Raw genomic sequence first — 15,853 nt, 5'->3', positions numbered from 1 at the left:
AATTAATCTTTTTTATTAAGGTAGGTTTTTAACAATGTCAGAAAATTTAGTCAAACAAGAGTCAGCTATAACCAGAAGAGAGTGGATTTTAAGATATGCCACTCCTTTTAAATCATTAATGTTTATGGCAGGACCAATGATTTTAATAATGGTTGTCAATTCGTTATTTGTTATGGTTGATAAACAATTGACAATTAATTTTGCAATTGATGAAATTATTGCAAAATTAGAAGGCAATATTCAATTTTATATCATTGGAGCAAATGATGGTATTATTAATCAAAATTTAGATTTAACAAATATTGCCAAACAATTGATAAATGTATCAACTCAATATTCAAATACTGTTATTATGGTGACAACTGCATTGAGTTTATTTACTTCAGTTGGAACAAGTATTAAATTTGGTCAAGCAATGGGCCGAAGAAACAAACAAGAAATGGATAACGCAGTGGTAACTGGGTTTATTCAAACTCTATTTTTAATAGTAATTGCAACAATTGCATTAAATTTCTTATATCCATTGATGATTACAACTCAAGCTGGCATTTCAGATCCAGCAAAATCATTACAATATCAATTATCAAGTGAATATGTAAGTTTATTTGTTTTAACATTTGGACTATTAACTTTGGCAAACTTTTTATCAACATTAATTAGAACTGAAGGAAAAGTTTGATTTGTAATTTGAATTAATGTAATTGGAGTTGTTATTAACACAGTTGCTGGAATTATTTATATGGATGTCTTTCATATGGGAATGAAAGGAGCAGTTATGAGTAGTATAACTGCTTGAATCTTTATGATTGTTGCAAGTGTTATTTATATTTGAATTCAAAAAGATAGTTTATTAAGAATTAATTTAAAAACTTATAAATTTAAATGAAATGATGCAGGTTCAATTTGACTTAATGGTTTAAGTCCAATGCTTGGTAACCTTATATTTGCAATTGTGTCATTTACATCAACAATTTTAATCTCAAATATTCGTGATCTACCAGAAATGGTAAGTCAAGCACAATTAGAAGAATTAACCAAACGCTATATTTTAATTTTTGATGCAGAGAGTTTTGTTCCATTCAAAGAAGCAATGATTAATAATGGAAGTGCTACTTTAAATCCTACAGAACATATCTCATTAACAATTATTATTCTTTCTTCTGCATTTCCTTGATTGAATATTATTTATGCTCCATTAGTGGGATGTATGCAAGGAGCAACCATCACTTATTCTTATAATGAAGGGGCTCAAAAACGTGAAAGAATGATAAAAATGTTTAAAATGCAATTTATTCTTTCAATTATTTGAATGACATTTGCTTGAATTATGGTATTGGCTTTATCAAAACAAATGATTCAACTATTTTCAGGACCAGTTGATTTACATTGATGATTATTTGCCTATCTTGCGTTTATGCCTTTAGCTGGATTCACTTTTACAGTGATAGGATACTTCCAAGGAAGTGGAAATGCTAAATTAGCTTTAATTACAAATGTTTCAAGATCGTTAATCTTTGAAATTTCGTTTATCTTTATGGGATGAGCTGTTGCAAAAGGGGCTTCAACTGATGGATCAAGAGATTGATTGTTCTTCTTATGTAACAGTTTTAAAGAAATTCCTGCTGCTTTAGTTGCATTTATTGCATTTACTGTTAACTATAAAAAAGGTAAAAAGAATAATTACTTTATAGATCAACCAGATAAATTTGAATCACCAACATATAAACAAGCATGTTTAAATGTTTTACAAATTAATAAGGATTTCTTTATTAATTACTATGATCACAAAATTGCTTTAACAACAGATCAAAATAAAATTGCTAAATTGACAAATGCCAAATTGGCTCATATTTATAAATATGACTTAAAAATGATTAATAAAACTAAAGAACTTGATGCAAAAGAGATTTTACATTCATTGAAAGGCAATAAAAATTGACGAAGTGATCCAAATAATCAATTAGTACAATTATATAAAACAATTCAGCACCAAGAAATGGATGTTGTACGTGAAAGATATGTCAATTCAAAAATAGAAGATGACAAAAAAGTTCAATTAATTGAACTAAAACACAAAAAATTAGTTAATAAATATGATAAATTAATAAAAAGAATTATTACATAGTAATAATTTTTTATTTTTGAAAGGAAAATATAAGACATGTATACAAAGGTCCAAGATTTAAAAGATTGAAAATTTTGATTTAAAGTAATTGGTGCTTTAAATATTATTGGATTTCTAATCTATCAATACATTTCAGGGATTTTAAGTATTGATACAATTAAAATGGATGATGAGGGTAATCCAATTTATTCAAGCTGAGCTATTTTTAAACCAGAAGGTGGAGAACCAATTGGATATGACTATTTTGGTTATACTCTGAATTTCTTTAGTTATTTTACAATTCAATCAAATATTTTTATTGCTGTGTGATTTATAGTGGCTGCAACAAAACATAGATATCAAATAGGAGAAAATAAAAACTCTTTTGTTCTATCAAGAACAGTAACTTTACTTTTGACTGTTTATATTATGATTACAGGAGTAATTTTTAACTTTTTATTATTACCTCCAATCGCTGCAAAAGGTGGATTAAGTGCAGAATTTTGAATTACTAATACAGCAATTCATACTTTATCACCATTAATGATGTTAATTTATGTAATGTTTTTTAACACAATTAAATATGAAAAAAGAGGTTATGGAGCATTCTTTAAAAAAGAATTTGGTTTAGGAATGGCATATCCTTTAGTTTATTTATTTTTTGCATTAATTCGTGGAGAAATGGTTTATAGAGCATATGGAAGTGATTGATCATTAGCACAAAAACATAGTGGATATCCATATTTCTTCTTAGAAATTCATAACCCAAATGCACTTGCTGGTTTACCAGGAATTGCTTGATTATTTATTGCAGCTATTGCAATAATTGCAATTATTATTGGATTTGGACAATTGACAAATTACTTTATTAATAGAAAAACACAAAGCGAAATAAATGTAAAACCTGTTAATAAAGAGTTAAAAAAATAATTTAAACAAAAAAATATCAAGTTATAACTAGATGAGCATTATGTCTTATTTGAAGATAGATTAAAAAATAAATTTGCCAATAAAGCAAGTAAAAGACTCTTTTAAATTGAAAGAGTTTACGATCACATTTAATTAGACTTTTTTTGATCTTTAATACTAAACAGCTTTTACATATTAAAAGTTGTTTTTTTATAATAATTTTTAAGTTAAATATAGTAAAATAACTATGATTACTCAATAAGAAAGGAAATTAGAAAGATGAATGTAAATCTTATTTATAAAACTTCAAAAAGATTTGCAAGACAAATTAGAGGAATTGCACCTTTAATAATTTTGACTATTGTTTTTCTTTTTTTACCTGCTTTTGATGTTTTAATAAAATCACAATTCACATATTGAATTTTACTTATAGCAAAAACAGTAATTGGTTTTTCAATTGCATTGATCTTAATTTTTAAATATTTTGATGAAATTTATGATTTAATTGATAATTTTCAAGTTGAAGAAAAAAATATTAATACTTGAGTTTGAATCTTTAAAAAAGAAAATATAATTTAAATGTTTAAATTATTAATTTATTTAGCTCCATTTGCAGCACTATCAACTTACTATTTGATTAAAATTTCTTCTTATATTGATACAGAGCAAAATTTGGCTGAAGTACTAGAAATTCAAACAAGTGACATTATTGATATTATTAAACCTTATTTGCCAACATTTATTTTTAAATTTAGTTTTGTTTATTCAAACGAAATTTATTTAATGTTATCTTCATTGGGATTAGTTGTGTTCTTATTATCAACAGGACTAACAATTATTTATATTACATTGAAAATATCAATTCTTAATGTTCACAAAAATGTTTATAAAACAATTTCAAGAAATGTTCGCGATCAATCAAAAGGTTTAACTTCAACAAATGAAATTGAAGTTATGAATAATAGTGAACATGAACTTGAACAAGAGATACAACGTACTGATCGCGATTCGCAACAAGTTGAAACGAATGTTATTAATACCAAAGAATCGGATATGTTAACAACGATTAAAAAAGGAACAACACCTCCACTTGTAAAATACTTTAACCAATAATTTACAAGTGTATATCTCATAACTGTTTTTAGAAGTTATTTAAAATTTTAGTCACCTTTAAATAACTTAACTTATGAGTAAATTTAAATAATAGATATCAAATAACTTTATTTGTCGGAAATTTTAAACACCAATTTAAATGTTATTTGATTTTATAAAATAAATTGGTGTTTAAACTATAATCAAACTTCACTATTTAGTGAAGTTTTTTAATTATTAATATTATTAGATTGCTTTTTTAAAATAAAGTTTTACAATATTTGTGAAATAGGATATCTATTTCTAAAAGCTATTTATTACTAATATCCTATTTCCATTGATTAAAAGGAGATGAATATAATGATATTAAGTTTATTAGGTAGTCTTGCACTTATGTCTACACCAGTTGTTGCTTCAGCAAATAATCTTAACGAAATGATAACTAGTAGTAACATAATTGATTTCAATGATGAAAATTTTAATAAAATGGATGATAAGTATAATGATATTAATTTAATTAATACTGAATATAATTATGAAAAAGGATTAATAAGAGAGTTTTACAAAATTGAAACTCAAGTTGCATTAGATGTTACAACTTTTACTTTCAATTCTGGAGTAGTTTCAAACCGTGCTTACTTTCCAACTGCTTTAACTTATGCTTTAAATTGAGCAGATAGAGCAGAACAATTAGGAGCAGATGATTGATCTGTTTCAAAAGCTCCATCTATATTAAATTGAGAAGGAACAATTACACATCCAACTGGATGAGGAACAATTATTGGTTATGCATTAGGAATTAATGATGGAATAAGCAAATATTTGTCTGATTTAGATAACTTTTCACATGGAAAAGGGTCAACTGGATATTTCTATTTTCAAGTAACAGGTAGTGGAATATTTGGATATAGTACTTCTCTTTATTATAAACCTTTAAGTGGGAGTGCAAAATTAGTTGTACGTTCAAATACTGCACGTATTCCTACAAATGCAAGAGCAGATGTTTTTTATAGTTTTGTAATAGCAGTTGACTATAAAATCTAATTTATAGCTCTTTTTCTTGTAGTTATTAGTTTTAAAAGATATAACAATATTTATGTTAGGGGGTGCTTACAAGTGGCAATATTTGATTTATTTGAGGAATTGAATGATTTTGTTGAGTTTGAAGCTAAGAGTCAAATTTATGAAAATATAGTAGGAGAATGAAAATTGCCAGCTTCACATATGTATCATTTTACAAGACGAGCTTTAGATAAAAACTATATTCCTGATAAAAATAAAATTTGTAATCCTACATATTATTTAAATTCAAATGGTGAAATAGATATTAATTTATATTTACTATATTTGGATGATGAAATAAATAGTAATAGGCAGTTTTGTAAAGAAAACCCCTTAGGTCAACATAGCACAGGATATAAAAATGGTGAATTTTGAAATATTATTGATAAATTCAAAATAAAATATTAGAAATGTTAAAAGGTTTTTGTATTATTTCAAAATAGGACAAAAACCTTTTAGTAAAAAACATAAAAGGAGTTATTTAAAAATGATTAGTTGACTATTAATAGATATATTTGGAGCGAGAAAAAGTTCAGAGAGATATTGATTTAAAAGAGCCTTAAAAGACTTTAAAAAAGAAGAAAAGCAAATGGCTAAGATAAAAGACAAACGTGATAAATCAATTGAATCTAAATAATTTACACAACCAATAAGCAATTTTTATTCTTTTGGTATTATTTTGAGATATAATTTTATTGAAAGTTATAAGGAGTAAAAAACATTTATCTTTTCAGAGAGTTAGTGGCTGGTGTGAACTAATAAGATAGGTTTTTGAAGGTTGTATAACTATAACAACTTTAGATAAATGAGGCGAGCTTATAAAAATATAAGCTAAACAGGATGGTACCGCGGATTTAATATGCAATTCGTTCCTATTTTTATAATTAAAAATAGGAACGAATTCTTTTATTTGAAAGGAAATAAATTATGAAAAAAGAATTAGCAAAAAAATATGATCATTTAGATATTGAAAATGAAAAATATGATTTTTGAATTGATAATCATTATTTTGAAGCACAAATGGATGAAAATAAACAACCTTATGCTATTGTTATTCCACCTCCAAATGTAACAGGAAAATTGCACTTAGGTCATGCTTGAGATTATTCAATTCAAGATGCTTTAATTCGTTATAAGAAGTTAAACGGTTTTGATACATTATTAGTTCCAGGAATGGATCACGCTGGAATTGCAACTCAAGCAAAGGTAGAACAACGTCTACGTGAACAAGGAATTTCACGCTGAGATTTAGGACGAGAAGCTTTTATTGACAAGGTATGAGAATGAAAAGAGGAATATGCATCAACTATTCGCCAACAATGAAAAAAACTGGGAATTGGTCTTGATTATTCAAAAGAAAAATTTACTTATTCTCCAGAAATGAATGAATTGGTAAACTTTGTTTTTACAAAAATGTATGACAAAGGTTTAATTTATAAGTCAAAAAGAATTGTAAACTGAGATCCTCAACAAAAAACTGCTATTTCAAATATTGAAGTTATTTATAAAGAAACAAAAGGAGCTATGTATTATTTTAAATACATGCTTGAAAATGATTCAAATAATTTTCTAACAATTGCAACCACTCGTCCTGAAACAATGTTTGGTGACGTTTGTGTGGTTGTTAATCCTAAAGATAAACGTTATCAAAAATATATTGGTTTAAATGTTATTAATCCAGTTAATGGTCAAGCAATTCCTGTAATTGGTGATGACTATGTTGAAATTGATTTTGGAACAGGAGTTATGAAATGTACACCAGCTCATGATCCAAATGATTATATAATTGGAGAAAAATATGGATTAGAAAAAGTTAATTGTATGAATCCTGATGGAACTTTAAATGAATTGGCTTATGAATTTAATGGTCTTGATCGTTTTGAAGTTAGAAAACAATTAGTTGAAAAATTAACTCAACTTGATTTATTTATTAAAAGTGAAGAAGTACTTCATCAAGTGGGCTATTCTGAAAGAAGTAATGCTATTGTTGAACCTTATTTATCTGAACAATGATTTGTAAAAATGGATGAACTTGCTCAACAAGTTTTAGATTTACAAGCAAGTGATAATCAAATTAGATTTTATCCAAAAAGATTTAATGAAGTCTTAACTAGATGAATGGAAAATATAAATGATTGAACAATTAGTCGTCAGCTTTGATGAGGACATCAAATTCCAGCATGATATCACAATCAAACTCAAGAATTATATGTTGGGCTTAATCCTCCAAATGATATTGAAAACTGAACTAGAGATGAAGATGTTTTAGATACATGATTTTCTTCAGCTCTATGAGCATTTTCAACATTGAATTGAAGAGAAGGTCAACTCGACAATCAATTATTTAATCGTTACTTTCCAATTGATTGTATGGTTACAGGATATGATATTATTTTCTTTTGAGTTGCAAGAATGATATTTCAATCATTGGAATTTACAAAAGAAAAACCATTTAAAGATGTTTTAATTCATGGACTAATTAGAGATGAAGAAGGCAGAAAAATGTCAAAATCTCTTGGCAATGGAGTTGACCCAATGGATGTAATTGATCAATATGGTTCAGATTCATTACGTCATTTCTTGTTAACAAATTCTAGTCCTGGACAAGATATCAGATTTAGTGAAGAAAAAATTCGTTCAAGTTGAAACTTTATTAATAAAATTTGAAATGCTTCACGTTTTGTAATGATGAATTTAGATGAAGTTATTGCGAACCAAGAATTTGAAAAACTTAAATCTGTTATTAATGATTCAACAAACTTAAGTGATAAATGAATTTTAAATTCATTATCAAAAACTCAAAAACAATATTTTGAAGCTATGGAAAAATATGAATTTACAATTGCTGGAAAAGTTTTATATAACTTTATTTGAGATGATTACTGTAGTTTATATTTAGAACTTTCAAAAGCACAATTAAATTCTCAAGATCAAAATGCAATTATATTAACAAAAGCAACTTTAGGATTTGTTTTAAAAGAAATTTTAATAATGTTACATCCTTTAATGCCATTTGTAAGTGAGGAAATTTATCAACAACTTGATTTACACACTTCAATTCTTGAAGAAGAATTTAAAATATCACAATTTGATTTTGCAATTGAAGGATTTGAACAAGTTATTGTTGAAGCAATCGCAAAGATTCGTGAATTTAGAGCAAATCAAGATATTAAAAATTCAACGCAATTAGAATTTAGTTTAAATTTAAAAGAATCAAACTATAAAAATTTTGTTGAACTAAATTTAGAGGCAATTAATAATTATTTAAAGACTTTAACTAATGCAACTGTTAATCTAAGTCAACTTGATGAAGAAGTAACTTCTTTACAAGTTTCAGATTTCTTTTTAGAAATTTTAAATTCGACATTTATTGATGTTGAAAAACAATTGAAAGAGTTAGAAGAAAGCAAAAATAAACTTGAACAAGAAATTTTAAGAAGTAAAAAAATGCTTTCAAATCAAAATTTTATCGCTAAAGCAGATCCTCAAAAAGTTGAAGCTGAAAAACAAAAAGCACAGGAATATGAAAAACAATATCAATTAGTAATCGATAAAATTGCAAACTTAAAAAAATAAATATTTAAAAAGATAAAAATTTATGTAATTTTTATCTTTTTTTTGACGATAAAAATAGTGATAGCAATATTAGAAAGGGTGAGAAAATTAAAAAACTGTTTTATATTTTTATAACAATAACTTTATTATTAGCAACGATTGCTATCATGATTTTTACAAAGAATACTTTTATTAATCAAGATTTAATAATTGACAATCAAATTCATTTCAAAATTCAATATGACATTAATATTAAAAATAAAAAATTAATTCCTGAAAGTTTTGAATATACTCATGAACTAAGAGATCAAAAGGAAGAAGATATTATTAAAGAGCAGGGACTCACCACAATTTATTACTTCTTTTCAATTGTTAAACAAAAAGATTTTAATGATAAACGCACAATTGTACTCTATCCCAAAGAAAATATTGAAGTTATTAAAACTTCACGTTTTGAAGTTGACCAATCATTTTTTCTAGCTAGAGGGGTTAGTGAAAATAATGCAAAGAAATCAACATTGATTTTTAATGATCGTCAAAAATCATATAGTCAATGTTTAAAGGAACTTAAAAGAATATATGTAGGAAGTGAATTTAATCTTGCATTTTATAGTCAAGCAATACCAAAATTGATTAATCCATATTAATTGGCTGTTATTTTGTGCTCTAAGTGTGTTTTTAGGTTGTTTAACACTTAAAATTGATTCAGTAGTAATAACTTATACAATTTATCTTTTAACTATCTTATTGTACTTAACAGATATTAAAAAGAGTTATAAGTTCTTAATAATTTATTTGATCTTTATTATTTATATTATTATTGCTTATAAACTTGAAAAGAATTTACTAGAAAATTTCAATATTTTTTATGTATATGATGTTAAACAAAATTATTCTTTACTTTCAAAAGGGACACAACGCTATTTGATATGAATAGGGGGGTCTGAGATATCGATAGGGGAGTATATAAAATTGGAAGGGGGGTTTGAAAAACTCAGTAATAATGGTAATTTTTGAGATTTCAATTTTAATGATTATTTAAATGATAAAAATGTTAAATTTGTAATCAATGATCTAGTTTGACAAAAATATGATTTTAAAGGTTTACGTTATTTTTTCTATAACTTATCAATTCGTCAAAATAAATTAGTTGATTTACTTTTATTTCAAATAAAAACTGATAATCCAGTTTATTTACTAATGAATCAACTTGGGAATGGTTATTTAATTAATATTTCTGGATTTTATTTATTCCCATTAAGTTGATTTATTCAAAAGTATGTTTTTAAGCATAATAAAACTTATATAAAATGAAAGATTATTTTAATAATTCTTTTATTTTTCTATTGTTATTTATTGAGATTTCCTGTGGTAATGCTCAAAGTTAACTTTTATTTGTTAATTCGATGATTTGAACAAAATTATCATCTTAAATTAAAAAAATATAGTCGCTTGTCAATTATTTGAATTTGTATTTTAATAATTAATCCTTTATATATTTTTTCACCAGGATTTATTTACTCTTTAATTGCTGTTATTTCTTTAAAACAATTTCAAAATAATCGAACATTAATAAAAATTTTAAAAAACTTTTTATTATTAAATTTAGTTTTTATACCTTTACAAATGTATTTTGACTACAGAATTTATTGATTGTTAGAAATTTTTAAAATTTTTATTTTTCCAATTTTATTTTTATCTTATCTTTTGATAATGATAACTATTATTTTGCCTTTTCTAATTTCATTTTTAGACATACTTTATAATTGCTTGAAATATTTATTGTTATTTTTGAATCAAATAAATATTTCAACTAGAACTGGATATATTGGTATAGTTTTTATAATTTTGTATTACTCAATGTTAAATATATTTATTCGCATAATTTTTATTAATTATATTAAAGAAATTTTTTTTATTTTGATCATGTTATGCTCACTTTTTACTTCAATTGCATTCCACAAAATTTCAAATTTTAATCCTTCAATAGTAATGTTAAATGGGGGAAATGGTAATTCCTTTGTTTTAAATTATAAAAATCAATATTTTATTTTAGATGCAGGAGTAGGGACAGGACATAACAAAAATACTTTAAAAAATTATTTAAATTATTATGGTGTCAATCAAATAAATACAATTTTTATTTCTCACAATCATGTCGATCATAGTAATATGTTAGATGATGTTATTAATACTTTTGAAGTAAAACAAGTAATTGAAAATCGTGATTTAATAACTCATTTACAAATTGCTGAACTAAGTTTTGATATTTTTTATGAATTAAATAATAAGGATGAAAATGATAATTCACAAGTAATTATCATTACATATTTAGAAGACAAATTTCTTTTTATGGGAGATTCTTCAAAAGCAAGAGAAGCTCGGTTATTAAATAACAGGCAGTTTAGAAAATTAATAGGTGAAGGGATTGATTTTTTACAAGTAGGACATCATGGAAGCAAAACAAGTAGTGGTGCAAAATTTATTGAATTTCTTAATCCCAAAACTTGTTTTATCTCAGCTGAAAATAGGAAGAATCGACGATTTCCTAATTTTCAAACACTTGAAACTCTAAAAAAATATCAATGTAATACCTATATTAGTGATTCAAAATATAATTTTAAATATAATATAAATTCTAAAAGGGTTATAAACATAAAAAAAGAGTTCTTTTAAAGAACTCTTGTAAGTATTATTGTATTATTTCATCAATCTTGATTTTTCTCTAGCAGCTTTATTTGCTTTTCAAACACCTTTAGTTACTGATTTGTCAATTAAACTAACTGCTGAGTTGATTAATTCATCTTTGTTAGCAGCTCCTTCGCTTTTTGCAGTAGCTGCTTTTTTAATAGCAGTTTTAACTTGACTTCTAAATGATTTGTTTGCTAAACGTGATTTTTCATTAGTTAAAATACGTTTTTCTTGTGATTTAATATTTGCCATTCAAATTCACCTCTCTATTTGTGTTTTTCTACATATACAAAATAAAGTATATAGTAAAAAAATAGGTTTTTACAAAAAAATTTAACTTTTTTAGTCTAAAAAACATAGTTTTTTTTAAAAATAGGTACAATATTAGTAAAGGTGAAAAGTATGTTTTTTGTTCATTCAGCAGATCAATTTTTAATAAGAAAACAAGTTAATAAACTAATCGATAAAATAAATGTCGCTCAAGATCATGAAGTTTTTAGTTTTTCATTTATTGATAACTCAATAAATGAAATCTTTGAAGAGATCAATACTTATTCTTTATTTAGTGTCAAAAAAATCATTGTCATTAATGATTGTTGATTTGTAAATGAAGCAAAAATTAAACTTCACAAAGATTTTGATAATAAATACATTGAAAAAATCATTGCCAATCAAAATACAGATATTTCAATCATTTTTACTTTAAATTCAGATAAATTTTCAAAAAAATTAAAAATTGCAAAATTAATTGAAGCAAATACAAAAGTTTTGAAGATTGATATGCCTACTTTTGAGCAAAAACAACAATTAATTATTAAAAAGCTACAAAATAATGAAATTGACTATGATTTAGAAGGAGTTAATTACTTTATTGATGTTATTTTAGATGATATGAATGTCTTTGAAAATGAATTAAATAAGTTAATTAATTTAAAACAAAAAGTAACAGTTGAATTAATTAAACAAAATATAATTAATTACTTGCAATATGATGTTTTTGAAATTACAAATTCTTTTTTGAAAAAGGATTTAGCAACTTTTTTAAAACAATGAAGAAATTACATTGAAATTAACAGTAATATTTTTAGTTTTTTAGCTTTACTGGCAAATCAATTTATTACATTGCGCAATATTTTATTGTTAAAAAATATGAATTTTAACAATTATGATATTGCTTCAAGATTAAGTCAAAATCCTTATAGAGTACAAAAATTATTACAAGAAAATACACTAAATGTTAGTGAAATTAATGATAAAATTAAATCGTTATATACATTAGAGAGAAACATTAAATTGGGAAAAGTTGATGCTAAAGTAATTCCTGAGTATGAATTTATCAAAATGTTTAACTAGAATAAAGAAAAGAGAAGATAATAAATGGATTCAAAAAGCGTTTATCAAAGTATTGTAGAAATGCTTTATAATACCTTAAAAAATGAAAAAACAAGGACAAAGATCTTATTTGATGCTGATTTTAAAGCAAAAATAATTGTTCTAGTTGATAATCTTTTATCTTTAGAAGTAGATCACGAAGCTACATTTAAAGATAATAAATGAAGTACAGCTTTTGCAAAAGCTGTTGTAAATATTTCAAAAGAAAAACTTAAATTTGAAAAGCCAGAAAATAAATCAATTTCTGATTGTTATGCAGATTATGCAGATACATTAACATATTGTTTTAATACATATGAAATTGATAGATCAGTTTTAACTTCAACAAATGAAGCTGTTGAAGAAGATAAAATTAAAGAATTTAAAATAACTGATGAATTAAAAACTAAATATAGTGAAGATACAATTATTGCAAGTACAGTTGAAGTAGTTGATGAAAAAGTTGAAAAACCAAATACACAACAAGGATTTGGAAGTTCATCTTCAAAATCTGGTTTTGAATCATTTGGTCAATCAACAAATGGGGGATTTGGCCAACCTTTTACAGCTCCAATTCCACCAATGCAAGATCCAAGATTTTATCCATATAAATCAAAACCAAAATACATGAAATGATTAAAAATTGCATTAGGTGCAACTTTTGGAATATTAGGTGCAATTTTAATTGTTATAAATTTTGTAAGTATGTATGTTGGTGCAACAGTAGATATTAATCCTTTATTTACTGGAGAACCTCCAGTTTTAACTTGAACTGAGTGAAATAAAGATATAACCAAACTACCATTTTCAATTTCAATATTTACATACTTAGGTTATTCAAATAGTATGGCAGGCGGAGGATGATTATTTATTATTTTATATGCTTTTATGATTGCATGAATAACATATAATATGATTGCTCCGGCAAAAAGATATAGAGAACAATTTGTTTTTCCATTAATAAATATTATTGCTCCAATAATGTTAATTATTTTTGTTCTATGGGGTTATATTTTTAATTCATTTGCTTTCAAAGGAATGACTGGTAATTTAGATCACATAGATTTTATTGCTAGAATATTAAAAAGTAATAAAATTATAATTGGAAAAGACCAATATGATAATTTTGTTGCATTCTTTAATTCAGGAAGTGGAAAAGAATTTATTAATACTTTAGATTCTCAATCAAAATTTGGAATTCCCTTATTATGAATTCAATTTATCTTTGCAATTGCTTCAATTATATTTACAATTGTTGTAATTATGTTAAATCCAAAATTGGATAGAGAAAAAGTTGCATACGCAAATAATGAATTTCAAACAATGATTAATGAAGCTTTACAAGGTAGAAAACATGAAATTGATCCTTCAATTTATGAAGATCAAGCCGAAATTGATGCTTTTTATCAAAAAATAAGAGATAAACAAAATCGAAAAAATAATCGTCACAAAGACGATGAATAAGTTTAAAACATAATTTGAACCAAACCCCTTTAAAAAGGTTTGGTTTTTTTATATAATAGATATATAGATTGTTTTTGAAGGTGGAATATGGGTTATTATTATAGACATGAATTTAAGTTTTCAACTCATGCTATTCAAAGAATTAAACAACGCTTAAATCTTGGAGATGAAAAAGATGAATTTAAATTAAAAGAAATCGTCTTAGATTTAATTGAAAAATCAACAGAAATGTTTGAAACTTCAAAGAATATTTACATTCATACTAAAAAAGCTAACTTATACTTTGTCATTACAAAACCAGATAAAGTAATTGTAACAGCAACCCCAATTTCAGCAATAAAACAATTATCATTAATTGAAAATGAATAATGTTTTGAATTTAAATAATATTTATTAAAACTTTTTAAAAAGGAGAGTGCATTAAAATGTTTGAACAATATGAAAAAAAACCTGCAAAAAAAATAAAAAGACATTTATTGTTACCAGCTGACTTTTTAAATCGTTGAATTAGTACTAGAGAAGATGGCAGCAAGTGCTTTAAATACATTGATTTTTCATCAGATAGTATTGTTGAAATCAGTGTTGAAAATGATCCATTCATTAATTTATTATTTGGTTGAGATTCAAGTTTTGACTTAGAAACAATTCAAAAACAATATAATCAAATTGCAAAAGTTGCAAAAGCTATTATTGAAAAAAGAATTGAAAAGAAAAATAAAAACATTGAAATGACAGGTAAAGAAGTTTTATTTATTAAATATTTCTATTTTTTAGTTTCACTTTTAAATGGAGACTATAAATATTTATTCAACAGTTATGGAGAAAATTTTAGAGTATTTGATGTTTTAAATAAAGATTGTCCACTTGATGTGAGAAAAGGAATTCTTTCAATTATTAGTTATGCTTTATTTGAAATGTTTGACTATATTTTTACACCAAGAACATTTGAAAGTTTATATGAATATGTTGAAAATTCAGATATTAACTTTACAAATCAAGAATATAAGAAACAAATTATTGTTTCTTCAAAAGATCTTGAAAATCAAAATTTTAAATTTTTAGAAGTGTATTTCCATAATATTGTCAATAATACTTTCTTAAAAATTTATAAAGTATCTGAATTAGATCGTGCTTCATTTTTATTAACAAATAAAACTATTGCAAACTTTATTGAAGAAAAAAGTAAAATTAATGTTTTAAGTGTCTTTGTTATGGATCCAAGATTTGCAATTGGTCTTGTAAATTTAGGTCCAGGTAGGGGTGAATATCGTCCATTATTTAAATATTTAACAAATAATCATATTGATAAGTCAATTATTCCAACATGTTTACGTCCAGAACATGAGATTGAAGAAGATGGTATTTATTTAAATGATGAACAACGTTTTATTTTCAAAGCTTTTGAACTAACAGTTGAACAAGTTAAATTAATAAATGATTGTTTAACTTTTAGAGATTTGAGAACTGATTTGGAATTGTTCACTAAGTATTAAAGCATTTTTAAGATTTATTTCATATTAATTTATAAAAACCTTATTGAAAAAAACACTTAATAGTGTTTTTTTTGATTAAACAAATATTTTATATAGTAAAATAATTTTGAGG

15 protein-coding genes and 1 other annotated feature are annotated in these 15,853 nt (G+C 24.6%); of the genes, 14 read left to right on the top strand and 1 reads right to left on the bottom strand.

Annotation, left to right across the window (positions count from 1 at the left end; all coding sequences use genetic code 4):
* Window positions 1-34: 34 nt before the first annotated feature.
* From SCULI_RS03050 to SCULI_RS03010, 10 genes are all read left to right on the top strand, one after another.
* On the top strand, window positions 35-2,125 hold the full coding sequence (locus SCULI_RS03050; RefSeq protein WP_025363172.1) for an MATE family efflux transporter: 2,091 nt from the start codon (window positions 35-37) through the stop codon (window positions 2,123-2,125).
* Between the two features lie 36 nt (window positions 2,126-2,161).
* On the top strand, window positions 2,162-3,034 hold the full coding sequence (locus tag SCULI_RS03045; protein WP_025363171.1) for a Pr6Pr family membrane protein: 873 nt from the start codon (window positions 2,162-2,164) through the stop codon (window positions 3,032-3,034).
* 258 nt (window positions 3,035-3,292) lie between these two features.
* Entirely contained in the window at window positions 3,293-3,592 is a 300-nt protein-coding gene (locus tag SCULI_RS03040) for a hypothetical protein (protein ID WP_025363170.1), read from the top strand.
* Window positions 3,593-4,126: a hypothetical protein gene (locus SCULI_RS03035; RefSeq protein ID WP_025363169.1), complete on the top strand. Its 534-nt coding sequence runs from the start codon at window positions 3,593-3,595 to the stop codon at window positions 4,124-4,126. It begins immediately after the preceding gene.
* A gap of 339 nt (window positions 4,127-4,465) precedes the next feature.
* Complete coding sequence (locus SCULI_RS03030; RefSeq protein WP_025363168.1) at window positions 4,466-5,149, top strand: hypothetical protein; 684 nt, start codon at window positions 4,466-4,468, stop codon at window positions 5,147-5,149.
* A gap of 72 nt (window positions 5,150-5,221) precedes the next feature.
* Window positions 5,222-5,575 (top strand): hypothetical protein, encoded by a 354-nt coding sequence (locus SCULI_RS03025; RefSeq protein WP_025363167.1) that lies wholly within the window; start codon window positions 5,222-5,224, stop codon window positions 5,573-5,575.
* A gap of 79 nt (window positions 5,576-5,654) precedes the next feature.
* On the top strand, window positions 5,655-5,804 hold the full coding sequence (locus tag SCULI_RS05695; protein ID WP_158499958.1) for a hypothetical protein: 150 nt from the start codon (window positions 5,655-5,657) through the stop codon (window positions 5,802-5,804).
* A gap of 58 nt (window positions 5,805-5,862) precedes the next feature.
* Window positions 5,863-6,044 (top strand) — a binding site (T-box leader).
* A 50-nt stretch (window positions 6,045-6,094) separates the two neighbouring features.
* Window positions 6,095-8,743, top strand: coding sequence for a valine--tRNA ligase (locus tag SCULI_RS03020; protein ID WP_025363166.1), 2,649 nt, complete (start codon window positions 6,095-6,097; stop codon window positions 8,741-8,743).
* 146 nt (window positions 8,744-8,889) lie between these two features.
* The gene (locus SCULI_RS03015) at window positions 8,890-9,369 is read left to right on the top strand and encodes a hypothetical protein (RefSeq protein WP_025363165.1); all 480 of its coding nucleotides are present in this window, start codon (window positions 8,890-8,892) and stop codon (window positions 9,367-9,369) included.
* 325 nt (window positions 9,370-9,694) lie between these two features.
* Window positions 9,695-11,398 carry a ComEC/Rec2 family competence protein gene (locus tag SCULI_RS03010; RefSeq protein ID WP_025363164.1) on the top strand — a complete coding sequence of 568 codons (1,704 nt, stop codon included), beginning with the start codon at window positions 9,695-9,697 and terminating at the stop codon, window positions 11,396-11,398.
* A gap of 24 nt (window positions 11,399-11,422) precedes the next feature.
* On the opposite strand, the gene rpsT is transcribed toward SCULI_RS03010, so the two are convergent.
* Window positions 11,423-11,665, bottom strand: coding sequence for a 30S ribosomal protein S20 (rpsT, locus tag SCULI_RS03005; protein ID WP_025363163.1), 243 nt, complete (start codon window positions 11,663-11,665; stop codon window positions 11,423-11,425).
* 150 nt (window positions 11,666-11,815) lie between these two features.
* Between rpsT and holA the strand changes: the two genes are divergently transcribed.
* The 4 genes from holA to SCULI_RS02985 all read left to right on the top strand — a co-directional run bounded on the left by holA (window position 11,816) and on the right by SCULI_RS02985 (window position 15,741).
* Window positions 11,816-12,766, top strand: coding sequence for a DNA polymerase III subunit delta (gene holA / locus SCULI_RS03000; RefSeq protein WP_025363162.1), 951 nt, complete (start codon window positions 11,816-11,818; stop codon window positions 12,764-12,766).
* 24 nt (window positions 12,767-12,790) lie between these two features.
* The gene (locus SCULI_RS02995) at window positions 12,791-14,248 is read left to right on the top strand and encodes a hypothetical protein (RefSeq protein WP_025363161.1); all 1,458 of its coding nucleotides are present in this window, start codon (window positions 12,791-12,793) and stop codon (window positions 14,246-14,248) included.
* A gap of 87 nt (window positions 14,249-14,335) precedes the next feature.
* The gene (locus SCULI_RS02990; protein WP_025363160.1) at window positions 14,336-14,617 is read left to right on the top strand and encodes a hypothetical protein; all 282 of its coding nucleotides are present in this window, start codon (window positions 14,336-14,338) and stop codon (window positions 14,615-14,617) included.
* A 56-nt stretch (window positions 14,618-14,673) separates the two neighbouring features.
* Entirely contained in the window at window positions 14,674-15,741 is a 1,068-nt protein-coding gene (locus SCULI_RS02985; RefSeq protein ID WP_025363159.1) for a hypothetical protein, read from the top strand.
* The last annotated feature ends 112 nt before the right edge of the window (window positions 15,742-15,853 follow it).

The sequence above is a fragment of the Spiroplasma culicicola AES-1 genome (assembly GCF_000565175.1).
In the GTDB taxonomy this organism is placed as follows: domain Bacteria; phylum Bacillota_I; class Bacilli_A; order Mycoplasmatales; family Mycoplasmataceae; genus Spiroplasma_A; species Spiroplasma_A culicicola.
Note: the sequence above shows the minus strand (reverse complement) of the source record. Positions and strands in the feature narration are given on the sequence as shown.